The 22761-nt window shown below is 61.4% G+C and carries 20 protein-coding genes; 12 read left to right on the top strand and 8 right to left on the bottom strand.

Going from position 1 to position 22761, the window contains the following annotated elements:
• The first annotated feature begins 104 nt into the window (after positions 1 to 104).
• The 6 genes from secF to G542_RS0106255 all read left to right on the top strand — a co-directional run bounded on the left by secF (position 105) and on the right by G542_RS0106255 (position 7723).
• Positions 105 to 1037 (top strand): protein translocase subunit SecF, encoded by a 933-nt coding sequence (gene secF, locus G542_RS0106285; protein WP_027823679.1) that lies wholly within the window; start codon positions 105 to 107, stop codon positions 1035 to 1037.
• A 115-nt stretch (positions 1038 to 1152) separates the two neighbouring features.
• Complete coding sequence (locus G542_RS0106280) at positions 1153 to 1803, top strand: DedA family protein (RefSeq protein WP_027823678.1); 651 nt, start codon at positions 1153 to 1155, stop codon at positions 1801 to 1803.
• 14 nt (positions 1804 to 1817) lie between these two features.
• On the top strand, positions 1818 to 3806 hold the full coding sequence (mutL, locus tag G542_RS0106275) for a DNA mismatch repair endonuclease MutL (protein WP_027823677.1): 1989 nt from the start codon (positions 1818 to 1820) through the stop codon (positions 3804 to 3806).
• Entirely contained in the window at positions 3781 to 5085 is a 1305-nt protein-coding gene (locus G542_RS0106270) for a benzoate/H(+) symporter BenE family transporter (protein ID WP_280513442.1), read from the top strand. Before mutL ends, G542_RS0106270 begins: the two co-directional genes overlap by 26 nt.
• A gap of 221 nt (positions 5086 to 5306) precedes the next feature.
• On the top strand, positions 5307 to 7115 hold the full coding sequence (locus G542_RS0106260) for a putative nucleotidyltransferase substrate binding domain-containing protein (RefSeq protein WP_027823675.1): 1809 nt from the start codon (positions 5307 to 5309) through the stop codon (positions 7113 to 7115).
• On the top strand, positions 7115 to 7723 hold the full coding sequence (locus G542_RS0106255) for a 3'-5' exonuclease (protein ID WP_027823674.1): 609 nt from the start codon (positions 7115 to 7117) through the stop codon (positions 7721 to 7723). The genes G542_RS0106260 and G542_RS0106255 overlap by 1 nt, the downstream gene beginning before the upstream one ends.
• Before the next feature lie 57 nt (positions 7724 to 7780).
• Here G542_RS0106255 and G542_RS0106250 read toward each other — a convergent pair whose 3' ends face one another.
• Positions 7781 to 9400, bottom strand: coding sequence for a YdgA family protein (locus tag G542_RS0106250; protein WP_027823673.1), 1620 nt, complete (start codon positions 9398 to 9400; stop codon positions 7781 to 7783).
• Positions 9401 to 9509: 109 nt separating this feature from the next.
• Between G542_RS0106250 and G542_RS0106245 the strand changes: the two genes are divergently transcribed.
• From G542_RS0106245 to ygfZ, 5 genes are all read left to right on the top strand, one after another.
• Entirely contained in the window at positions 9510 to 10106 is a 597-nt protein-coding gene (locus tag G542_RS0106245; RefSeq protein ID WP_012696490.1) for a methyltransferase, read from the top strand.
• A 462-nt stretch (positions 10107 to 10568) separates the two neighbouring features.
• A complete protein-coding gene (locus G542_RS18945; RefSeq protein ID WP_051189944.1) occupies positions 10569 to 10910 on the top strand; it encodes an energy transducer TonB in 342 nt (113 codons plus the stop codon).
• A gap of 31 nt (positions 10911 to 10941) precedes the next feature.
• Positions 10942 to 11421 carry a copper chaperone PCu(A)C gene (locus tag G542_RS16125; RefSeq protein WP_051189966.1) on the top strand — a complete coding sequence of 160 codons (480 nt, stop codon included), beginning with the start codon at positions 10942 to 10944 and terminating at the stop codon, positions 11419 to 11421.
• A 210-nt stretch (positions 11422 to 11631) separates the two neighbouring features.
• The gene (gene argS / locus G542_RS0106230; protein WP_012696486.1) at positions 11632 to 13353 is read left to right on the top strand and encodes an arginine--tRNA ligase; all 1722 of its coding nucleotides are present in this window, start codon (positions 11632 to 11634) and stop codon (positions 13351 to 13353) included.
• A gap of 147 nt (positions 13354 to 13500) precedes the next feature.
• Positions 13501 to 14481: a CAF17-like 4Fe-4S cluster assembly/insertion protein YgfZ gene (gene ygfZ, locus G542_RS0106225; protein WP_012696485.1), complete on the top strand. Its 981-nt coding sequence runs from the start codon at positions 13501 to 13503 to the stop codon at positions 14479 to 14481.
• 19 nt (positions 14482 to 14500) lie between these two features.
• On the opposite strand, the gene G542_RS0106220 is transcribed toward ygfZ, so the two are convergent.
• The 7 genes from G542_RS0106220 to ccoN form a co-directional block, all read right to left on the bottom strand.
• A complete protein-coding gene (locus G542_RS0106220) occupies positions 14501 to 14890 on the bottom strand; it encodes a hypothetical protein (RefSeq protein ID WP_155826621.1) in 390 nt (129 codons plus the stop codon).
• 26 nt (positions 14891 to 14916) lie between these two features.
• Positions 14917 to 15438, bottom strand: a complete 522-nt coding sequence (locus G542_RS0106215) for a FixH family protein (protein WP_012696483.1) — start codon at positions 15436 to 15438, stop codon at positions 14917 to 14919.
• A 127-nt stretch (positions 15439 to 15565) separates the two neighbouring features.
• Complete coding sequence (gene ccoG, locus G542_RS0106210; protein WP_012696482.1) at positions 15566 to 16990, bottom strand: cytochrome c oxidase accessory protein CcoG; 1425 nt, start codon at positions 16988 to 16990, stop codon at positions 15566 to 15568.
• A 214-nt stretch (positions 16991 to 17204) separates the two neighbouring features.
• Complete coding sequence (gene ccoP, locus G542_RS0106205; RefSeq protein ID WP_027823671.1) at positions 17205 to 18128, bottom strand: cytochrome-c oxidase, cbb3-type subunit III; 924 nt, start codon at positions 18126 to 18128, stop codon at positions 17205 to 17207.
• A complete protein-coding gene (locus G542_RS0106200; protein WP_012696480.1) occupies positions 18125 to 18328 on the bottom strand; it encodes a cbb3-type cytochrome oxidase subunit 3 in 204 nt (67 codons plus the stop codon). Before G542_RS0106200 ends, ccoP begins: the two co-directional genes overlap by 4 nt.
• Before the next feature lie 11 nt (positions 18329 to 18339).
• Positions 18340 to 18954 (bottom strand): cytochrome-c oxidase, cbb3-type subunit II, encoded by a 615-nt coding sequence (ccoO, locus tag G542_RS0106195; protein WP_012696479.1) that lies wholly within the window; start codon positions 18952 to 18954, stop codon positions 18340 to 18342.
• Positions 18955 to 18976: 22 nt separating this feature from the next.
• Positions 18977 to 20404, bottom strand: coding sequence for a cytochrome-c oxidase, cbb3-type subunit I (gene ccoN / locus G542_RS0106190; protein WP_012696478.1), 1428 nt, complete (start codon positions 20402 to 20404; stop codon positions 18977 to 18979).
• Between the two features lie 333 nt (positions 20405 to 20737).
• Between ccoN and G542_RS0106185 the strand changes: the two genes are divergently transcribed.
• Positions 20738 to 22528: a M61 family metallopeptidase gene (locus tag G542_RS0106185; RefSeq protein WP_051189943.1), complete on the top strand. Its 1791-nt coding sequence runs from the start codon at positions 20738 to 20740 to the stop codon at positions 22526 to 22528.
• The last annotated feature ends 233 nt before the right edge of the window (positions 22529 to 22761 follow it).

Below are 22761 nucleotides of genomic sequence, written 5' to 3'. Positions count from 1 at the left end.
CATCCGCTCTTCCTTTCGTTTCGAATGGGCTTACCGCCCCCAGGCACCCGGAACCCATGCAAGCACCGCAAAACCAGAAATCGAACGGCCAGAAATCGTGGTGGATGAAGCACATCCTCAAGCACGACATCCCGTTCATGAGCTATGGCAAGCTCACCACGTCCATTTCACTGCTGACCTTCATTGCGGCAGTGTTTTTCCTGTTCAGCAAAGGCCTGAACCTGTCGGTGGAATTTACCGGCGGTACCGTGATGGAAGTCCAGTACGCGCAGACCGCACCGCTGGAACAGATCCGCACCGACATCCAGACCCTGAAGCTCGGCGAACCCACCGTGCAGGCACTCGGCACCTCCCATGACGTACTGATCCGCCTGCCCAACATCAAGGACCGCACCTCGGCGCAGCTGTCCAACGACGTGCTGGCCGTGCTGAAAAAAGACGGCCACCAGGTCGAGCTGCGCAAGGTCGAATTTGTCGGCCCGCAGGTCGGTGACGAGCTGGTCACCAACGGCCTGACTGCGCTGGCGATGGTCTGCCTTGGCATCATCCTTTACCTGGCGGCCCGCTTTGAATGGCGGTTTGCCGTATCGGCCATCATCGCCAACCTGCACGACGTGGTCATCATCCTTGGCTGCTTTGCCCTGTTCCAGTGGGAATTCTCGCTGACGGTGCTGGCAGCGATCCTTGCCGTGCTCGGCTACTCGGTCAACGAATCGGTGGTGGTCTTCGACCGTATCCGCGAAAACTTCCGCAAGCCGGCCATGCGCGGCCACACCACGGCCGAAATCATCAACAACGCCATTACCGCCACCATGAGCCGGACTTTCATCACCCACGGCTCGACCGAAACCATGGTGCTGGCAATGCTGCTGTTCGGCGGCCCGGCCCTGCACGGCTTTGCCATGGCCCTGACCATCGGCATCGTGTTCGGCATCTATTCGTCGGTGCTGGTTGCCAGCCCGATCGCCCTGGCTCTGGGCGTCAAGCGCGAACACATGATCAAGCCGGTCAAACCCAAGCAGGAAGCCGTGGTGTAAACCCTCCGACAGCCCTTGCTTCACGAGCGGCAGGCACCCTGCCGCTCTTTTCATACAGGGTTAATGCAGGCCCATCAGGCTGCTTGCCCATTCTCAGGCCCACCACTGCGATCCCATGGAATTCATCAGCTTCATCATCGACTTCGTGCTGCACATCGACCAGCATCTGCTCGAGCTGGTTGCCGCCTACGGCCCCTGGATCTACCTGATCCTGTTCCTGATCGTGTTTGCCGAAACCGGCCTGGTCGTCACACCGTTCCTGCCGGGCGACTCGCTCCTGTTTGTTGCCGGTGCCATCGCAGCCATGGGCGAAATGAACGTCCACCTGCTGGTGGCACTGCTGATCCTCGCCGCCGTACTGGGAGACGCCGTCAATTACGCCGTCGGCCATTTCTTCGGCATGAAGCTGTTTTCCAATCCCGACTCGCGCATTTTCCGCCGCCAGTATCTCGACAAGACCCACGACTTCTACGCCCGCCATGGCGGCAAGACCATCATCCTCGCCCGCTTCGTGCCCATCGTGCGGACGTTCGCACCGTTTGTCGCCGGCGTCGGACGCATGACTTACCGGCATTTCTTCAGCTACAACATCGTCGGCGCGCTGGCCTGGGTCCTCAGCTTCAGCTATGCCGGCTACTTTTTCGGCAACCTGCCGGTAGTCAAGAGCAACCTGTCCTTGCTGATCCTCGCCATCATCGTCGTGTCGGTCCTGCCGGGCATCATTGAAATCTGGCGCAGCCGCCGTGCCGGCGCCCGTGCCTCCTGAACCGGAGAAGCCCCATGCGCCGCATCCAGCGCCTGCCGGACCACCTGGTCAACCAGATTGCTGCCGGTGAAGTGGTCGAACGGCCGGCCTCGGCCCTGAAAGAACTGCTGGAAAACAGCCTGGATGCCGGCGCCCGGGCCATCCAGATCGAACTGGCCGGTGGCGGCATCCGCCTGATCCGGGTGGCAGACGACGGTGGCGGCATGCTGCCGGATGATCTGCCGCTGGCACTGGACCGCCACGCCACCAGCAAGATCCACTCGCTGGACGAGCTCGAAGCCGTCGCCACGCTCGGGTTTCGCGGAGAAGGGCTGGCCAGCATTGCGGCCGTGTCGCGCCTGACACTGACCAGCCGCACGGCAGACGCCCCTCATGCCAGCGAAATCAGCGCCGAAGACGGCGTGCTGGGTACGCTCGGGCCGGCGGCCCGCGATACCGGCACCACGGTCAGCGTGGCCGACCTCTACTTCAACACGCCGGCGCGCCGCAAGTTCCTCAAGAGCGAAAGCACCGAATACGGTCATTGTGCACAAGTGGTGGAACGACTGGCACTGGCGCATCCGCACACCGGCTTCGTCCTGAAACACAACGGCAAGACCACCCTCAACCGCCCGGCAGAAACGCTGGCCGAGCGGGTCGGCGCGCTGTTGGGCAAGGACTTTCTGGAAGTCGCCCTGCCGCTCGAAGCCGAAGCCGGCCCGTTGCGGCTGCGCGGCTTTGTCGCCGCCCCTTCACTGTCGAAAACCAGCCGCGAAGCCCAGCATGCTTTCGTCAATGGCCGCTTTGTCCGCGACCGGGTATTCAGTCATGCCGTGCGCCAGGCCTACCGCGACGTGCTGCATCTGGAACGCCAGCCATGCTACGTGCTGTTTCTGGAGCTGCCGCCAGCCGAGGTCGACGTCAACGTGCACCCGACCAAGATCGAGGTGCGGTTTCGTGAGTCGCAGGCCATCCACCAGTTTGTCTTCCATGCCGTCAACCGGGTGCTGGCCGCCAGCCGGACCGAGAGCGCCGGCCAGCCGGAACCGGCCACACGCATTGCCGACACCCGGCTGGAACCGCGACTGCCGGAGCAGGACGACACGCCTCTTGCAGATGCAGGAACGGCGACAGTGCTGCCCTCGCCCGTGGCAGCCGACATGCCGCGCCCGTCGTTCAGTTATCCGACGGCTCCGCCTCGCCCGGCCACCCACCGTGTCAACGACCACGGTGCAGGGCTGGATGCCTACCGCCTGCTGTTCGGCGACCTGCCGGCTGCGCCGGCTCCCCGCCAGACTCCGGCAACGCCACCGGCCACAGCACCGCTGGATTTCGGTGCGCCTTCTCGTGCCGGCGCGCAAGCCCCGGCAGCAAGGGCCGACTCCGCGCCCTTGCCAGCTGAGGCCTCCGTGCCGGCAGCCGGTCACGAATCGGCCCCGGTGCCGCCGCTGGGCTTTGCCGTGGCGCAGCTGCACGGCATTTACGTGCTGGCCCAGAACGCCCGCGGGCTGGTCATCGTGGACATGCATGCCGCGCATGAACGCATTGTCTACGAACGGCTCAAGCGGGCCTTCGACCGCGACGGCCTGCCGTCCCAGCCGCTGCTGATGCCGCTGGCTTTTGAAGCCGATGTCCTGCAACAGGCACTGGCACAGGAGCACGCCGATGCCTTGGCTCGCCTCGGCATCCAGCTGGATGCGCCGTCCCGCGGCAGCCTCACCATCAAGGCTGTTCCGGCCATGCTGGCACAGGCAGATGCCGTGGCACTGGTACGCGGGGTCCTGGCAGACCTGGAGCAACACGGCGCCACAGATGCCGTGGATGCCCGCCGCGATGCCCTGCTGGCCAGCATGGCCTGCCACGGTGCCGTCCGGGCCCACCGGCCGCTGACCCTGCCGGAAATGAACGCCCTGCTGCGCGACATGGAAGCCACCGAGCGCGCCGACCAGTGCAACCACGGCCGGCCCACCTGGCGCGAACTCTCCATGACCGAACTCGATGCCCTGTTCCTGCGCGGACAATAACCCCCGGATACGTCCCGCCAGCCATGCCAACAGTATTGCCCGGCACCGTCCGGGCTTTTATGCTGTGTGGCTTTCATGTCTGCAGCAGGCTGTCCCCATGCGCTTTTGGCAAGATATCTCGTTGTCGGCCGTCCTGGCCGGTTTTGTCACGGTGCTGGTCGGCTTTACCAGTTCGGCAGTCATCGTGTTCCAGGCTGCGGCGTCTGCCGGCGCCGGTCCGGCCGAAATTGCCTCGTGGATGTGGGCGCTGGGGCTGGGCATGGGCCTGACCTGCATCGGCCTGTCGCTGGCCTATCGCCAGCCGGTGGTCACGGCCTGGTCGACACCCGGGGCAGCCCTGCTGATCACCGCCACGGCCGGCTTGCCGCTGGACCAGGCCATCGGCGCCTTCATGGTGTCGGCGCTGCTGATCACGCTGGCCGGTTTTACCGGCCTCTTTGAACGCCTGATGCGCCGCATTCCGCTGTCACTGGCATCTGCCATGCTGGCAGGCGTGCTGCTGCGCTTCGGGCTGGACGTGTTTACCTCGCTGTCGGTGGCACCGGCCATCGTGCTGCCGATGTGCGCCGCCTATCTGGCCGGCCGCCTGTGGTGGCCGCGCTATGCCGTGCCGCTGACCGGACTGGCAGGCATGCTGGCAGCTGCCGGCACGGGCTCGCTGTCGTTGTCGGGGCTGACGCTGGAACTGGCCCGTCCGGTCCTGACCTGGCCGGCCTTCAGCCTGCCTGCACTGGTCGGCGTGGCCCTGCCCTTGTTTGCCGTGACCATGGCCTCGCAAAACGTGCCGGGCGTTGCCGTCATCCGGGCGTCCGGCTACTCGCTGCCGGTATCGCTACTGGTCGGCTGGAGCGGCCTTGCCAACCTGCTGCTGGCGCCGTTCGGTGCCTTTGCCCTTAACCTGGCGGCCATTACCGCCGCCATCTGCATGGGCCGCGAAGCGCACGAAGACCCGGCCCGCCGCTATGTGGCCGCCGTCGCGGCCGGTGGTTTTTACCTGCTGACCGGCATCTTCGGTGCCACGGTCGGCGCCCTGTTTGCAGCGTTTCCACCCTCGCTGGTACTGGCACTGGCCGGGCTCGCGCTGCTGGGCACCATCGGCAACGGTCTGGCCGCTGCGCTGCGCGACGAGCACGACCGCGAAGCCGCACTGGTCACCTTCCTGGTCACGGCCTCGGGCCTGACCGTCATGGGTATCGGCTCAGCCTTCTGGGGTCTGGTGGCCGGTGCCGTCACGCTGCCGCTGCTGCACTACGGCCAGCGCAGGCAGGCTGCACGCTAGGCTATTGGCACGGCCTCCTGGCATAGCGTGCCCGTATGGGTGGCATGCCGGTGCGCTTTGAGCTGCCCGGCAAACATCCCGGAGGCTGCGGAACCCCAGTATCCGCAGTCCAGCATGCCCCTGGGTTTTCCTGTCGCAAACAGACATGATTGTCTGACAAAAAGCAAGATTGGCCACGTGAGCCAACGTATCATGACAAAACAATATAAAGGAGAAACACCATGCATCGCTTCAGCTTCAAGGAACCGCCGTTTGACGTACTGACGCCGCTGGAGCGTGAGCAGCTCGAACAGTCGGTCGACATCCTCTATTTCAGTGTGGGCGAGGCCATCATCAACCCCGGCCAGCCGGTGGAGCAGCTGTATGTGGTCATCAAGGGACTGGCCTGCGAACTGGCCGACCACGATGAAATCACGGCGGTTTTCCGGAGTGACGACACGTTTGATTCGCGGGCCCTGATCAAGGGCAGCGGCAGCCAGCGCATCGTTGCACACGAGGAAACGCTGCTGTACGCCATCCCCAAGGCGGTGGTCATGCAGCTCATCGAATCCAACAGCCTGTTTGCCGCGTTTTTCTTCCAGAGTGTTTCGCAAAAGTTTTCGGCACTGGCGCAACGTGGCGGCAACCGGGAGTTGCAGACACTGCTGACCGCCACCGTGCGCGATGCCTGCGTGCGCGAACCGGTCTGCCTGCCGGGCGACGCCACCTTGCTGGACGCCGCGCTGGCCATGCGTGCGTACAAGACCAAGTCGATCCTGGTACAGGACGGCGAACAGACCGGCATTTTCACCGCCAGTGACTGCCGGGACGTCATCATCGATGCCTTGCCCGGTGACACGCTGCTGCGCCAGCGCTGCCGTTTCCAGCTGATTACCTGCGACATCGACGACTATCTTTTCAACGCCCTGCTGGTCATGACCCGCCACACCATCCAGCGGGTAGTGGTCACCGAGTCCGGCCAGCCAGTGGGCGTACTGGAGCAGATCGACCTGCTGTCGTATTTCTCCAATCACTCGCACCTGATTGCCCAACAGCTCGAACTGGCACAGTCACTGGACACCCTTCGCGGCATTGCCCGCCAGATGGACAAGCTGGTTGCCATCCTGTCCGGCCACGGGGTCAAGGCCCGCGAACTGGCGCGGCTGGTGCAGGCACTCAACAGCAAGCTGTTTGCCCGTACCTGGGAACTGGTCGCCCCGGCCGGGCTGGTGGCCAACAGCTGCCTCGTGGTGATGGGATCGGAAGGACGCGGCGAACAGATCATCAAGACCGACCAGGACAATGCCTTGATCGTCCGCGACGGCTTTGAAAGCCCGGCCCTGGCCGAGGCCTGCGCGGCCTTTTCACAAGCGCTGGCCGATTTCGGCTATCCGCCCTGCCCGGGCCGGATCATGGTCAGCAATCCGGACTGGGTGCAGCCGCTGGCGGCCATGAAGGACCGCCTGTACCGCTGGGTGTATCTGCCCGATCCCGAAGCGCAGATGAAACTGGCCATCTTCACCGATGCCTGCGCCGTGGCAGGCGATGCCGCCCTGCTGGCCGACGCACGCCAGTACCTGCAAAACATCATGCAGGATGACGCCAGCTACTTTGCGCGTTTTGCCCGTGCCGTCGAACAGTTCGACACACCGCTGGGCATCTTTTCGCAGCTGGTCACCACGGCCCACAGCGGCCGCGACACGCTCGACCTGAAAAAAGGCGGCATTTTCCCGATCGTGCACGGCATCCGGGCGCTGGCACTGGAAAACGGCCTGAGTGAAACCAACACCTTTGACCGCATCCAGGTCCTGGTACGGGCTGAGCAGCTGGATGCCGACCTGGGTCATGATCTTGCCGAAGCGCTGGGCTTCCTGCTGGAGCAGCGGCTGGAACACGGACTGAAAGCCCTGCAACTGGGCCAGACTCCTGGCAACCTGATCGTGCCCGAGCAGTTGTCGACACTCGAACGCGACCTGCTGAAAGACGCGCTGGCCGTGGTCAAGCGCTTCAAGAACATGGTGCGTTACCACTTCAAGACGGGAGCGTTCTGATGCTGGCCCGGATGCGCCATGCCTGGCAAAAAAAACAGGTCGACCCGCGCTGGAATACGCTCTTCGAGGAGATACCGGATGAAGTGGTCAGCCTTGACTGTGAAACCACCAGCCTGAACGTGCGCGAGGCGGAGCTGCTGTCGATCGGTGCGGTCAGGATCCGCCGGGGCCGCATTCTGGCCAGTGAATCGCTGTACCTGCTGGTCCGTCCGGAGCATTTGCCGGCTCCCGGCAGCGTGGTGGTACACGGGCTGCGTCCCAGCGACCTGTCGGACGGGCTGGCACCGGCCGATGCAGTCAGCCGGCTGCTGGATTTCATCGGTGGCCGGGCACTGGTTGGCTACTATCTCGAATACGACGTGGCGGTCCTCAACAAGTACGTCAAGCCGCTGACGGGCATTACGCTGCCGCAACGGCAGATCGAGGTGTCCGGCCTCTACTACGACTGGCGACTGAAGCAGACGCCGGACGGCTATGTCGACCTGCGGCTTGAAGAAATCCTGAAGACGCTGGACCTGCCCCGGATGGGCCGGCATGACGCCCTGACGGATGCCGTGACTGCCGGCATGATCCTGCTGGCCATGCGGGCCCGCGGACACCACGACTGATCCGCCATGCAAAACGCGGCGGGAAATCCTCCCGCCGCGCCCTGTGCAATCCCCGGTTCAGTGCGTCACGTTGCCGGCTGGCGCTCCGTCCGGGCCAGCAGGTTCGTGCGCCGTTTCCTCTTCCCACGGCAGGCTGACCGGCTGGTCGTTGACACGGATTTTCCCTTGTTGCCAGCTCATGCGGGTCTTGACCTGCCCCTGCGACAGCGTCAGGTAGCGCGCTTCCTGCCAGACGTCCAGTTGCGATGCCAGCAGGTTTTTTGCCAGGTCGTCGATTTCGTCAAGGCTTGGCGGATCTTCGGCCGTCTGGTCCACCACGAAGAGGTTGCGGGCCTGCGCCACCACCAGGTCTTCCAGCGTCTGTTTGGGTACTTCGACCTCCAGGCGTGCATCCACTTTTTTCAGGAAAGCGGTCGGCGTCTGCAGGTCGGCATCGGTCAGTCCGGTCAGGGCCAGGTCGCCTTGCACCTTTACGTCACCGGCGGGCAGCTTGAGGTAGAAATCGTTGACCAGAATCTTCGGATTGTTGGTCAGCAGGGGCAGGCCCTTGGCCTTGACGGTTTCCAGATACTGTTCGCGCAGCTGCGCCGGCTCGACCCCTTCGACCGGAATCGCCGACAACGCCTTGTCGAGGCTCACCAGCGTAGGGCCGTGCAGATGGTTGGCCGACACATCCAGCCGCATCGGGCCATAACGCTTCTGGTTCAGGTCCAGACTGGCAAACGACAGCTTGCCGCGGGTGTTGACGAAATCATCCTGCTCGCTGGTCACGATCTGGTAAGCCAGCCCGTCCAGATCCACCCGGGACGGGCGGATTTCCCCTACCGGGTTGATGAACTCGCCCACACGCAGGCGCGTCAGCAGGTACACCAGTTCATTGAGCTTGATCTCGTACGGCAGGCTTTCCTTGCTGTCGAGTTCGATGCGGCCGACCTTGAGCTCCGACGAGCCCAGCGTCACGCCCGAGGCACCCGGGCGGTGGTCCGAGACATAACTCAGTCCCCTGAGCTGCACTTCGCCCTTGGTCACCGCCTTGACCAGCAGGCCCGGCATGCTGGCATCGACCGCGTAATGGGCATAGCCGGCATCGTACTGCACAGTGGTATCGAGCCCCTGCCAGGCCACCTTGACGCCGGACAGGGTTTCCTCGTAGTCAAACCGCGGAATCCGGATCGCCAGCGTACCGCCACCGCTGAAATTCAGCCGGTTGGTCACCGTGACCGGCGGCTGGTCGCCAAAGAACTTTTCCAGCGTCTTGCGCGTGGCATCGCTCATGGCAAATTCGGTCTTGACCAGTGCACGGGCCGGACGGAAATCAAAATCGCGCAGGCCAGGCAACGGACCGTGTTCGACCGTGTTGGTATAGCGGACGGTGGAGTCCAGCCAGCCGGCAGCCTGCTCGGGCAGCATGCCCATGTACGGCGCAAAGAGCTTCTTGTTGAAGGTCAGCTCGGTGGTTTCGGTCGAACTGAACCAGCCACGGTCGTAGCTGTGGGACTTGACCACGAAAAACGGCAGACCTGTCAGCAGGCGGTATTGCTCGTCAAGCGTCTTTTCCGCCTGCAAGCCCGCCCAATAAGCACTGCCTCCCCAAGCAAGTGCGAGACCAGCCACGATCGCGGCGATCAAGCGCACACGACGGGCAGCAAAATTCAGGGAAAACGAGGGTAGCAACATGGCGGGCAATCTTACACGAGTCATTCGTGACGCGGGTCACTGCGCATGTAGAATCCGCGCCAGCCGATGATATTTTATTGACATACATTGCCGAACAGGAGATCGGAACATGGCGCAGGACAGTTCCTTGCCGGATTTCTGGGACCGCCGCTACCAGGAAAAAGTCATGCCGTGGGATGCCGGTCATGTTCCGGCCGAATTCCGGGTTTTTGCCCGCCAGCTCCCGGCCGGAGAACGCATCCTGGTTCCGGGCTGCGGCAGCGGATACGAAGTCGGCTGGCTTGCCGGTCTGGGACTTGACGTGCTGGGACTGGAATTCAGTCCGGCAGCCTGCGAGCAGGCCCGGCAGGTTCTCGGTCCTGAGGCCGTGCGCGTGCAACCGGGTGATTTTTTCCGGCATGAGGCGCCCGCCTACGACGGCATCTACGAACGCGCCTTGCTGTGCGCGCTGCCACGCAAGACCTGGCAAGACTGGGCCCGCCAGATGGCAGCCCTAGTGCGTCCGGGCGGCTGGCTGGCTGGCTACTTTTTCTATGCCGACACGCCCAAGGGGCCTCCTTTTGGCCTGGTCGCAGACGAACTGGATGCCCTGCTGACCCCGGCCTTTGTCTGCGAAACCGACGAGCCGAGCCGTACTGCGCTGGAGATTTTTGCCGGGCGCGAACGCTGGCAGGTCTGGCGTCGCTGCGACAATCCGTCGCATTGACCTGTCAGCCGGCCCCGCCTAACCTGCCGAGGTATTTACAATACGCCTGCCATGAAGCTGCCGCGACCGACCCTCATTTCCGCCTGTGCCTCAGCCGCTGCCCATGCGGCCGTGTTCGCTGCGGCAGCAGGCGTCTGGCAGGCGGGCCAGCAACCGGCCGTATTGCCTGCCCAACCCTTTTCCGTTGCACTGGTCAACAGCGGCCCCGCCCGGACTCATGCGGCCCCGGTCAGCACAGTACAGCCTGACCCTGCGGCACCATCCCCGCCCCCTGCATCCGGGCCACGGATTGCCACTGCAGCACCAAAGGCCACCGTGGCAACTCCGCGCCCACCCTCACCCCAGCCAGCCTCCCTGGCTCTGGCGGACACCGGAACAGTAACGCCCCCCTCGGCAGAGCCAGCCAGCCATGCCCCCCAGGCCACCAGCCCCCGGCCACCTGCCGAGCACCCGGCTGGCATAGTGACAGACACCGGCACGGCCAGCAGTGGCCAGCCGGTCCAGGGAGGACCGGTCAGTGCGGCACGCTACGATCTCGCCAGCCTGAACAATCCGGCCCCGGCCTATCCGGCATCGTCGCGCCGGCTGGGTGAAGAAGGCCGGGTCCTGTTACGGGTGCGGGTAAACCGGGATGGCCAGGCCGAAAACGTGGAAATCGACACCAGCAGCGGCTTTGCCCGTCTAGACCAGGCCGCCGTGACAGCCGTGCGCCAGTGGCGGTTTGCCCCGGCCCGCCAAGGGGATGTTCCGGTCGCCGCGTGGGCGCGAGTCCCGATCCGTTTCCGGCTGGATGAAGCCGGCTGAAATTACCGTTGTGAACCCAAGCGAGCCCGCCATGAAAAAAACCGCCTTTGCCCTGCTGCTGTCACTCTGCACTGCCCTGCCGGCCCTGGCAGCCGATCCCGCCGGAGACCTGACGGCCTCCTCGCCCTGGGCCCGCGCCACGCCCCAGGGCGCCAAAAACGGTGCGGCCTACCTGAGCCTGCGCAATACCGGCAGCCAAGACGACGCCCTGCTTGCGGCCCGCGGTGACGTGGCCGAGCGCATCGAGCTGCACACGCACATCAACGACAACGGTGTCATGAAAATGCGCCAGGTAGCGGACATTCCCCTTAAGGCCGGGCAGACGACCGAACTCAAGCCAGGCAGCTATCACATCATGCTGATCGGTCTGAAAAAACCGCTGGCTGAAGGGGCACGCATTCCGCTGACGCTGGAATTCCGCCAGGCCAGACCGCTGGCCGTGGAAGTGGAAGTCGGCCCGGTCAATTCGCTGATGGCACCGGCCGGACACGCAGGTCATGCCATGCACTGAGCAAAATCTGGTGCAAAATCGTCACGCCGCCCGTTTGGGCGGCGTTTTCATGTGGCAAAGCGCGCCGTCTAAACATTGAACAGTCACGCCCCCGGTCGTAGAATCGGAAAGACTGCTTTTTCTCTCCGGCTGACCTGGTTCAGCCCGCTGGTGACGACCCGGCACCAGTTCCCGAGCCCGCCCTTTGCACATCGACTGAAAGCTTTTCCGATGACCCTGACCCAACTCCTGCATGACAAGCTTGCTGCCGCCCTGATTGCGGCTGGTGTTCCTGATGCCCAACCGCTGCTGCAACCGGCAAGCCGCCCCGAGTTCGGCGACTTCCAAGCCAACGGCGTGATGGCGGCCGCCAAACAGCGCAAGATGAACCCGCGTGAGCTGGCCCAGCAGGTGATCGACAAGCTGGACCTCGCCGGCATTGCCAGCAAGATCGAAATCGCCGGTCCGGGCTTCATCAACATCACGCTGGCCCCGGATTTCCTCGCCAAGCGCCTGGATACGGTACTGGACGATGCCCGGCTCGGCGTGCGCTCGGTTACCGAACCGCAGCGCGTGATGGTCGAGTATTCGTCCCCGAACCTCGCCAAGGAAATGCACGTCGGCCACCTGCGCTCCACCATCATCGGTGACACGCTGGCGCGTGTGGTCGAGTTCCTTGGCAACAACATGGTGCGCGGTAACCACGTCGGCGACTGGGGCACCCAGTTCGGCATGCTGACGGCCTATCTGGTCGAAACCCGCCAGGCCGGCAAGGCTGATCTGGAGCTCTCCGACCTGGAAACCTTCTACCGCAACGCCAAGATCCGCTTTGACGAAGACCCGGTGTTCGCCGACACCGCCCGCAATTACGTGGTGCGCCTGCAAGGTGGCGACGCTGACGTGCTCAAGCTGTGGGAACAGTTTGTCGACGTGTCACTGGCCCACTGCGAAGCCGTCTACCGCAAGCTCGGCGTCGGCCTGACCCGCGCCGACGTGCGGGGCGAGTCGGCCTACAACGACGACCTGCCGGTCATCGTTGACGAACTGGCTGCCAAGAACCTGCTGAGCGAGGATGACGGCGCCAAGGTGGTGTACCTGGACGAATTCCGCAACCACGACGGCGACCCGATGGGCGTGATCGTGCAGAAAAAGGACGGTGGCTTCCTCTACACCACCACCGACCTTGGTGCGGTCCGCTACCGCCACAAGGAGCTGAACCTTGACCGTGTGATCTATGTGGTGGATGCACGCCAGAGCCAGCATTTCCAGCAGATGTTCACCATCTGCCGCAAGGCCGGCTTTGCTCCAGAAGCCATGTCGCTCGAACACGTCGGTTTCGGGACCATGATGGGCGACGACGGCAAGCCGTTCAAAACCCGTTCGGGCGGCACGGTCAAGCTGATCGAACTGCTGGACGAGGCCGAAGAGCGCGCCTACGCACTGGTCAGCGAAAAGAACCCGGACCTGCCCGAAGAGGAAAAGCGCAAGATCGCCCACGCCGTCGGCATTGGCGCGGTGAAATATGCCGACCTCTCGAAGAACCGCAACAGCGACTACATCTTCAACTGGGACCTGATGCTGGCCTTTGAGGGCAATACGGCGCCGTACCTGCAATACGCTTACACCCGTGTCGCCAGCATCTTCCGCAAGGTCGACCGTTTTGATGCCAGTGCTCCGCTCCTGATCACCGAACCGGCCGAGAAGCAGCTGGCCCTCATGCTGGCGCAGTTCAGCGATGTGCTCAACGAAGTGGCGCGTACCTGCTTCCCGCACCTGCTGACCCAGTACCTGTACCAGGTTGCGACCCAGTTCATGCGCTTCTACGAAGCCTGCCCGATCCTCAAGAGCGAAGGAGCCACCCAGGCTAGCCGCCTGAAACTGGCCCGCATCACCGCCGATACCCTCAAGACCGGTCTGGGCCTGCTGGGCATCGAAGTGCTCGAATCGATGTAAGCCAGACAGCTGTTGCCGGCGCCCGCACTGGTTGCGGGCGTTTTTGCTGCGCCGCCCTGATGCCGGAAGGGTTGAATTCCGGTCGGGCAGGCCGATGTAGATGGTCTGTGCAAACCGGTATCCGGGATACCGGATGGAGAAACAACAATGCAGAACTGGAATGACTTTCTGGCCCGCGCGGGCGCCCCGTTTGCCATGCAGCCCGATACCGAGCCGGCCCTGCTGGTTCCGCTCAGCGATTTTGCCGTACTGGATTTTTCCGGTGCCGATGCCGAAACCTTCCTGCAGGGCCAGCTGTCCAATGACATCCGCCAGGTTTCACCCCAGGCAGCCCAGTGGTCCAGCTACTCCACGGCCAAAGGACGCATGCTGGCCAATTTTCTGGTCTGGCAGGAATCCGGGCATTACCAGCTGATGCTGTCTGCCGGTCTGGCTGCGGCCATCGACAAGCGGCTCAACATGTTCATCCTGCGCAGCAAGGTCAGTCACCGGCAACGGGATGATCTGGTGTTGCTGGGCCTGACCGGGCCGGCGGCGGAACGGGTCATGCAGCAGTCCGGCCTTGCTGTTCCGGCGACCGGACTGGCCGTGGAGACCCTGAGCGAAGGGTGCGTGATACGTCTGCCGGAAGGCCGTTTTGTGCTGGCTCTGGCACCGGCTGCTGCCATGTCGCTCTGGCCTCAATTGTGCGCACATGGCGCCAAGCCAGCCCCTATGACCAACTGGACGCTCTCGGACATTGCAACCGGAACACCGTGGATAACGCAGGCCACGCAGGAAGCCTTTGTTCCGCAGATGGCCAATCTGGAGCTGATCGGTGGCGTGAGTTTCCAGAAGGGCTGCTATCCCGGCCAGGAAATCGTGGCGCGGACGCAGTATCTGGGCAAAGTGAAACGGCGCATGTTCCGGGCTTTGGCAGATGCACAGGCGATGCCTGGTGATGAGCTGTTCAGTGTGGAAACAGGGGAGCAGGCCATCGGCAAGGTCATGCTGGCGGTCGCAACGGAAGCCGGGACAGAGCTGCTGGTTGTGGTGCAGAGCAATGCATGGAACAGTGGCGTACATTTGCGATCGGTGGATGGCCCGTTGCTGCAACGCGGGCAACTGCCTTACGCCGTGGAATCCTGATTACGACACGGAGACCGGATCAGTCCACCAGAACCGTCAGGGGCTGGTCCGGGAGAAGGGCTGGCAACTGTTGCTGGCCACTGGCCTGCACTGCTCCTGCCGCATTGGTTATCCGTGCCCGCAAAAACCAGCCAACCGGATTTCCAGCCACCGGGTCGATGCAGAATTCAACCGGATAAGGCCATACCGGATCATCCAGCGGAACATAGCGCTGGCCCAGCACTCTCTCCTCACTGGTCACCAGATCAACCCGCAACAGGGCCGGCCCGGCAAGAAGCGTATTTTTGGCTGGCTGCACATGGGCGGTTACGGTCGGCCTCGCCTGTGGCGGGATACTTGCGCATCCGGCAAGGAGTATCCCCATGAAAACAATCGTGACTGCATGATGTGCCAGAGTGATGCATTTCATGGGGCTCTCCATGACTTCGGCCTGTTTCAGGAGTCGGCAGAAGCGAGATTCGGCACCAGCCGTATCATCGGCCCGTTCAGGGGTTTCCACTCCCCTTCGATGCGCCATTTCCGCTCAGGATCCTCGATACGCAGGTACCAGTGGCGAGCCTCGCCTTTCATGGCAAGTGGCGCGGTAAACGTACCCGGACCTTCCTGCCTGAGCGTAAGCACCTGGTCCATCCCTTCCATGGTCGGATGCTGGATCGACAACAGCAATGTCTCCGGCAAGGGTTTGCCGTCCTGACTGTTCAGCAGGACCCGCACGGCCGACAGGCCATCGGCAAACATGACTGTTGCGCCAATTCCAGCCGTGGCAGCCTGCTGGTCACGGGCCAGATCCTCGTTGATTGCTTTACCCTTTTTATAGTAGTCATCATCGACCAGGCTATCAGACGTATGGATGGCAAGACCCAGGGTGATGAAGCCGGCGACCACCACGATGGCCGGACCTGACATCAGGATCCATGGCCAGCGTTGCTTGTACCAGGGAATTACAGGTTGGGACATAAGACACTCCTCTGCTCAGACAGACAAAGGCACGCCGGACTTGGCGGCGTGCCTGTTTCATTCAGCGTGCAATTTTAGCGATTTTTGTTCGTGATCGGCTTAATGCATGCGAACAGTCCGTCATTTGTCACTCGCCGATAAAGCTGGATTTTTCTTCCACATCGACTCCGCTGCCATCCACCGACTTGACGGCAAAGTAGATGGGATGGCTGCCTTTGGGAGCGACCTCCGGACTAGCCGTGACATGCACCGTAATCACTTCATTGGCAGTCGGCCCCAGCTCCAGCACGCGCTGGTTGGCTTCGAGTTTGATGTCAGGCAGGCCAGATACACTTACCTCGACCTTGTGACGGGTTTCCGAACTGTTGATCAGACGCAGGTTGTAGGTATTTTCCAGCAAGCCATCATCCGTTTCGCGCACCAGGGATGCACGGTCACGCACGATGTCGAGCTTGACCGGCTGACGGAAAAACAGCGAGGTCACGGCGACTCCGAGCACGGAGAACAAGACCACTGAATACATGATGACGCGTGGACGCTTGAGACGGGACAGGATGCGGCTTTCCGGATACTGCTTGGCCAGTGCATTCTCCGTGGTGTAACGGATCAGCCCGCGCGGATATTTCATTTTGTCCATGACTTCGTCACAGGCATCAATACAGGCCGCACAACCGATACATTCGTACTGCAAGCCATCCCGGATGTCGATACCTGTCGGGCACACCTGTACGCAGATTCCGCAGTTGACGCAGTCACCCTTGTTGACCGTTTTCGGATCTACTCCTTTTTTACGGGCACCACGCGGTTCTCCACGCTCGACATCATAGGAAATGATCAGCGTATCAGCATCAAACATCACGCTCTGGAAACGGGCATACGGGCACATGTACTTGCAGACCTGCTCACGCATGACAGCAGCCAGCAGATAGGTAAAGCCGGCGTAGAAAAATATCCAGAATGCCTGCCACCCGGCGATGCTGAGGCTGGCAATATCCTGCATGACTTCCTGCATGGGCATGAAGTATCCGACCAGCGTTACGCCGGTCCACAGCGCCACGGCCACCCACAAGACCTGCTTGAGCAGCTTTCGTGCGATTTTGTTGGCATTCCAGGGACCTTGATCCAGCTTGATGCGGGCAGCACGGTCACCTTCAACCCAGTGCTCGATCCACATCATGATTTCGGTGTAGACCGTCTGCGGACAGGTATATCCGCACCACAGGCGTCCAGCAATGGTCGTCCACAGGAACAGGCCAAATGCCGAAGCCATCAGGAATGCGGCAAGATAAATAAAATCCTGCGGGAAAAAGGTCAGGCCAAACAGGTAAAACTTGCGATTGACCAGATCGAACAACACTGCCTGCCGGCCGTTCCAACTCAGCCACGGCAATCCGTAATACAGCAGCTGGGTGAACAGCACCATGGCGATACGCCAGTTGGCAAACGTACCACTCGCTTTGCGCATGTAAATCTTTTTGCGGCTTTCGTAAAGTGCGACTTCTTTGACCCCATTGGGGGCTGAATCAACCGGCGGTTTATGCATGTCGTTCATGGTTTCCCAACCTAAACAAGAAAGCTCGACGGAACCCCGCAAATCGAGGCTCGACCCAACGTTCTCTTTCATTACTTCCATAATGTCCGAAATGGCAGAACACCAGACTATTTACTTATGCCCAAGAGTCATAAGTATATTATATGCAATTATAAAATGACACAGCCCGCGCATTGCACGGGCTGTGTTTTTGCAGCGATTGGATTCGCCCGACTTACTGCTGTGCAGCAGATTTCACGTTATTGGAGAGACCCCATACATAAGCAGTCAGCAGATGGACTTTGCCATCACCGAGGAAGTCCTTCCATGCCGGCATCTGGTTATTGCGACCATTGGTAATGGTTTCAATGATTGCCTTTTCAGTTCCACCGTACAGCCAGACGTTATCCGTCAGATTCGGAGCACCCAAGGCTTGATTGCCTTTACCGTCCGGACCGTGACAGGCGGCACAGACAGCCGTGAAGGTTTCCTTGCCACGGGCAGCACGCTCGGCGTCATGCTTCTTGCCGGACAGCGACATCACGTAGTTGGCAGCATCCTTTACCTTCTCCTCGCCGAATGCGGCACCCCATGCCGGCATTGCCCCGACGCGACCCGCAGCAATCGTAGTGTGGATCGTGGCTGCATCACCCCCCCACAGCCAGTCGTTGTCGGTCAGATTCGGGAAGCCCTTGGCACCCCGGGCATCGGCACCGTGGCATTGCATGCAATAGGTCTGAAACAGGCGCTGCCCCATCTCATGAGCCTTGGGATCGGCGGCAACAGTCTTGATGTCCTGCTTGAGGTAGGCATCGTACAGCGGCTGGTACTTGGCTTCGGCCTCAGCACGCTCGCTTTTGTACTGCCCCACCGAAGTCCAGCCACGAATACCCTTGAAAGTACCGAGCCCCGGATACAGCACCAGATAGACCACCCCGAAGACCAGAGTCAGGACGAACATCCACATCCACCATTTCGGCAGCGGGTTGTTGTACTCCTCCAGATTGTCGTCCCACACATGGCCCATGGTCTCGACTTCCTGACCCGGCTTGATCGTGGTCTTGGATTGCGTCAAGAGCAGGAGGCACAGACCGGCAATACCCACCACAACAATGGCGGTAATCCAGATGCTCCAGAAATCGCTTACAAAATCACTCATTGTTTTGCTCCGTTACGGGCAACCGGCTGCTTGCCGGCTGCCTGGCTTGTAACCGCATCATCATCCTGAAAAAGCAGGTTGGCAGCTTCTTCAAAGTGTGGCTTGGCCGACTTGCTGTAAGCCCAGAGGCCAATCAGCACAAAGCAGACAAAGCTCGCCACAGTGACAATGATGTGGATCAGATCGGCTACGTTTTCCATGGCCTGTCAGATCAGCGAGTGTTCTTGAGCGCAAGGCCCAGACCTTGCAGATAGGCAACCAGCGCATCCATTTCGGACTTGCCTTCCACTTCGCCCTTGCTCTTGGCAATTTCCTCGTCGGTATACGGTACGCCGACCTTGCGCAAAGCCGTCATCTTGGCAGCGACCGTATCGGCATCTGCCAGGTTACGCGACAGCCAAGGGAATCCAGGCATGTTCGATTCAGGAACCACGTCACGCGGATTGATCAGGTGCACACGGTGCCACTCATCCGAATAACGACCTCCTACGCGGGCCAGGTCCGGACCGGTACGCTTGGAACCCCACTGGAAGGGGTGGTCATACACGGATTCGCCGGCAACAGAGTAGTGGCCATAGCGTTCGGTTTCGGCACGGAACGGACGGATCATCTGCGAGTGGCAGTTGTAGCAACCCTCACGGATGTAGATGTCACGCCCGGTCAGTTGCAAGGCGGTGTAGGGTTTGACTCCTGCAACCGGCTGCGTGGTGGACTTCTGGAACATCAGCGGCAGGATTTCCACCAGCATGGCAATGCTGATGACCAGCAACGTCAGAACGATCAGATAGCCGACCTTCTCTTCAATAAGTTTCTGGATCTTGTCCATGTTGATTCTGACCTTTCTGCCTTTAGGCGTGGGCGTGAGCCGCTACGGCCGGGATCTGGGCATCAACAGCACGTCCCAGGGTCACGGTACGGAACACGTTGTAGGCCATGATCACCATACCGGAGAGGTACAGCAGACCACCCAACAGACGCACGAAGTGGTACGGATAGGTCACTTTGACCACTTCTGCAAATGCATAGGTCAGGGTGCCGTCCGGGTTCAGGGCGCGCCACATCAGGCCTTGCATCACACCGGAAATCCACAGCGCAGCGATATAGAGCACCACACCCACGGTAGCCAGCCAGAAGTGTGCTTCGATCAGTTTGGTCGAATACATTTCTTCACGGTTGAAGAGACGCGGGATCAGGTAGTACATCGAACCGATGGTGATGAAGCCCACCCAGCCCAAGGCACCGGAGTGCACGTGACCAATGGTCCAGTCGGTGTAGTGCGACAGGGCATTCACGGTCTTGATCGACATCATCGGGCCTTCAAAGGTCGACATGCCGTAGAACGACAGGGATACCACCAGGAACTTGAGGATCGGATCGGTACGCAGTTTGTGCCAGGCACCCGACAAGGTCATGATGCCGTTGATCATGCCACCCCAGCTCGGAGCCAGCAGGATCAGCGAGAACACCATGCCCAGCGACTGGGTCCAGTCCGGCAGGGCGGTGTAATGCAGATGGTGCGGACCTGCCCACATGTAGGTGAAGATCAGGGCCCAGAAGTGCACCACGGACAGGCGGTAGGAGTAGACCGGACGACCAGCCTGTTTCGGCACGAAGTAGTACATCATGCCCAGGAAGGCTGCGGTCAGGAAGAAACCTACGGCGTTGTGACCGTACCACCACTGGATCATGGCATCCACGGCACCGGCGTACGCGGAATAGGACTTGGTCAGGGTCACCGGAACAAAGGCACTATTGACGATGTGCAACAAGGCCACGGCCAAGATGAAAGCACCATAGAACCAGTTGGCGACGTAAATATGCTTGACCTTGCGGATCGCAATGGTGCCGAAAAACACAATTGCATATACCACCCAGGTCACGGCGATCAGCAGCTTGATCGGCCATTCCAGTTCGGCATACTCCTTGCCGAAGGTCATTCCCAGCGGCAGGGTAACAGCTGCCGCGACAATGACGACCTGCCAGGCCCAGAAGGTGAACGCAGCCAGCTTGTCTGAAATCAGACGTACCTGACAGGTCCGCTGAACGACATAATATGACGTAGCGAACAGGGCTGAGCCGCCAAAGGCGAAAATCACCGCGTTGGTGTGCAGAGGGCGCAGTCTGCCGAAGTGCAGCCACGGACCGATGTTGAGATCGGGCCAGACCAGCTGCGCGGCAATAATGACGCCCACCAGCATGCCGACGATGCCCCATACTACGGTCATCACGGCAAACTGGCGCACCACCTTGTAATTGTATGTGGATTGCGTCTCCATTGAGGTTTCTCCAAGGTTGCGAACGGGTAATCCGTAAAGTGCGCCGCACCGGCAAGCAAGACGGCAGCCTGCTCATGCGACACACATAAAGCGTGTCAATGGCGCCTAGCGGATCGAAAAGTAGTCACAGGCAGCCGGTTTATTCAATCAGCACACCTTTTGCAGCCGGGCATTTTAAAACAAAGCTCAGCGTTGAACTAGCTGAATCCTTTCTTAAAACTGCTCACCCAAGGCACCTGCCAGACCCTTCGGTGGCGATGGATATTATATTGTCATTCACGGTAACCCCTTGACCTGTATCAACTGCCCCTACCCCTTGCACCGGTAAACGTCATGATTTCCTGCATCCATTACACCATTGCCCTGCACGATCCAGCAGCCCATATTTATCGTGTAACCTGTTTTTTGAACGATGTTTCAGCACCATTTCAGGATTTTCGGCTGCCAAGCTGGATACCCGGCAGCTACATGATCCGGGACTTTTCCCGCCACCTCTCAACCCCGGTCGCGCGCGATGCCAATGGCAAATCACTGGTCGTTACGCCACTGGACAGTCATGGCTGGCGGGTAAGCGGAACTAAGGGCTCATTAAGCTTCAGCTATGAAGTGTTTGCCCACGACCTGTCGGTCCGGGGTGCCTGGCTGGACCGGCAACGCGGCTTTTTCAATGCCAGCAGCCTATGTGTTGAAGCTGTCGGCTCAAGTCACCTGCCACAGCGGCTGTCGCTGCAATCCCCGCAGCAGAATGACGTTGAAGGACACTGGCAAGTTGCTACAACCCTGCCTGCCGTTGAAACCGGTGCGGACGGTTTCGGCCACTACCAGGCCGAAAATTACGATGCCCTGCTGGATCATCCCTTCACGCTGGGCAGGTTCGATACCGTCCGGTTCACGGCAGAAAACGTCGGTTACGAAGTCATCGTTTCCGGCCGGCACCGAGGCGACCTCGAACGGCTGGCCTGTGACCTGCGCACGATCTGCGGCTGGCAAATCCGCTTTTTCGGTACCCCGGCCCCCTTCTCGCGCTACCAGTTCCAGCTCCAGCTGGGCGAAAACCTGTACGGCGGACTGGAGCACCGCGACTCCACGGCCCTGATGGCCAGCCGGCACGACTTGCCCGTCGCTGGCGACCCGGCCATCAGCGACGGCTACCTGTCACTGCTGGGTCTGTGCAGCCACGAGCACTTCCACGCCTGGAACGTCAAGCGCATCAAGCCGGCGGCCTTCACGCCCTACCGTCTCGACCAGCCCAACCATACCCGCCTGCTGTGGGCATTCGAAGGCATCACCTCGTACTACGACGACCTGACACTGGTCCGCAGCGGCCTGATCACGCCCGAACGCTATCTCGGCCTGCTGGCAAAAAGCATGACCCGGGTCCGCCGCAGCAGCGGCCGCCTCAAGCAGACCCTGTCCGACTCCAGCTTTGACGCCTGGACCAAGTTCTACAAACAGGACGAAAACAGCCCCAACGCCATCGTCAGCTACTACCAGAAAGGCGCATTGGCCGCACTGGCACTCGACCTGACCATTCGTCAGCGCAGCTCCGGCCGGCAGTCTCTCGACGATGTCATGCGGCAGCTGTGGCATGACTGGCAGCAAACCGGCGAAGGCGTGGCCGAAACAGGATGGGAAAGCACTGCATCGCGTACAACCGGACAGGACCTGGCAGGCTTTTTCGACCAGGCCATCCGCAGTACGCAAGACCTCCCGCTCGATGAACTGCTGGCACAGGCCGGCGTCCGGACAGACTGGCGCGCAGCCATGTCCTCGACCGACGAAGGCGGCCTGCCACCACCACCGTCCGCCTCCGGCCCCCGCCCCAGACTCGGCGCCCGTACCCGCAGCGAACAAGGCTGGCTGGTGGTGACACACGTACTGGACCACAGCCTGGCCCGCCTGGCCGGAATGGCCGCCGGCGACCTGCTGCTGGCGCTGGACGGATTGCGGCTGCGGGATCCGGACAAGGCATTCAGCCGTTACCAGGCTGGCGATGCCGTCACGTTTACCGTCATGCGTGACGATGAACTCTTGACCCTGCACGCCACCATTCCCGCCGCGGACACGGATACCTGCTGGCTGGACATGAGCGGCCAGCAGCAGCTCTGGTGCGCACCGGAATAATCCGCCCGGCCGGGTCATGCCTTCTCATGCGCAACGGGCATGACCCGCTCCATCACCAGAGCGTACCCTCTCCCCGGGCCCTGCCAGCCGCATCCGGTAGACGTACCGTCCGGACATGACGATTGGCAGCAGGCTTGCCTCGCCAGCGGCCAGGCTGGTTCACCGGCTTGACCGGGTGATTTTCCGCCCATGAAAAATGCCCTGCTGCCTGCCGGATTTCGCCGGCAGACAGC

This window comes from Laribacter hongkongensis DSM 14985, assembly GCF_000423285.1.
In the GTDB taxonomy this organism is placed as follows: domain Bacteria; phylum Pseudomonadota; class Gammaproteobacteria; order Burkholderiales; family Aquaspirillaceae; genus Laribacter; species Laribacter hongkongensis.
Note: the sequence above shows the minus strand (reverse complement) of the source record. Positions and strands in the feature narration are given on the sequence as shown.

Bases quoted from the DNA above. Each gene is read 5' to 3' on its own strand.
- secF (WP_027823679.1), top strand. From the start codon at position 105: ATGAAGCACATCCTCAAGCACGACATCCCGTTCATGAGCTATGGCAAG.
- G542_RS0106280 (WP_027823678.1), top strand. From the start codon at position 1,153: ATGGAATTCATCAGCTTCATCATCGACTTCGTGCTGCACATCGACCAG.
- mutL (WP_027823677.1), top strand. From the start codon at position 1,818: ATGCGCCGCATCCAGCGCCTGCCGGACCACCTGGTCAACCAGATTGCT.
- G542_RS0106270 (WP_280513442.1), top strand. From the start codon at position 3,781: ATGCCCTGTTCCTGCGCGGACAATAACCCCCGGATACGTCCCGCCAGC.
- G542_RS0106260 (WP_027823675.1), top strand. From the start codon at position 5,307: ATGCATCGCTTCAGCTTCAAGGAACCGCCGTTTGACGTACTGACGCCG.
- G542_RS0106255 (WP_027823674.1), top strand. From the start codon at position 7,115: ATGCTGGCCCGGATGCGCCATGCCTGGCAAAAAAAACAGGTCGACCCG.
- G542_RS0106250 (WP_027823673.1), bottom strand. From the start codon at position 9,400: ATGTTGCTACCCTCGTTTTCCCTGAATTTTGCTGCCCGTCGTGTGCGC.
- G542_RS0106245 (WP_012696490.1), top strand. From the start codon at position 9,510: ATGGCGCAGGACAGTTCCTTGCCGGATTTCTGGGACCGCCGCTACCAG.
- G542_RS16125 (WP_051189966.1), top strand. From the start codon at position 10,942: ATGAAAAAAACCGCCTTTGCCCTGCTGCTGTCACTCTGCACTGCCCTG.
- argS (WP_012696486.1), top strand. From the start codon at position 11,632: ATGACCCTGACCCAACTCCTGCATGACAAGCTTGCTGCCGCCCTGATT.
- ygfZ (WP_012696485.1), top strand. From the start codon at position 13,501: ATGCAGAACTGGAATGACTTTCTGGCCCGCGCGGGCGCCCCGTTTGCC.
- G542_RS0106220 (WP_155826621.1), bottom strand. From the start codon at position 14,890: ATGAAATGCATCACTCTGGCACATCATGCAGTCACGATTGTTTTCATG.
- G542_RS0106215 (WP_012696483.1), bottom strand. From the start codon at position 15,438: ATGTCCCAACCTGTAATTCCCTGGTACAAGCAACGCTGGCCATGGATC.
- ccoG (WP_012696482.1), bottom strand. From the start codon at position 16,990: ATGAACGACATGCATAAACCGCCGGTTGATTCAGCCCCCAATGGGGTC.
- ccoP (WP_027823671.1), bottom strand. From the start codon at position 18,128: ATGAGTGATTTTGTAAGCGATTTCTGGAGCATCTGGATTACCGCCATT.
- G542_RS0106200 (WP_012696480.1), bottom strand. From the start codon at position 18,328: ATGGAAAACGTAGCCGATCTGATCCACATCATTGTCACTGTGGCGAGC.
- ccoO (WP_012696479.1), bottom strand. From the start codon at position 18,954: ATGGACAAGATCCAGAAACTTATTGAAGAGAAGGTCGGCTATCTGATC.
- ccoN (WP_012696478.1), bottom strand. From the start codon at position 20,404: ATGGAGACGCAATCCACATACAATTACAAGGTGGTGCGCCAGTTTGCC.
- G542_RS0106185 (WP_051189943.1), top strand. From the start codon at position 20,738: ATGATTTCCTGCATCCATTACACCATTGCCCTGCACGATCCAGCAGCC.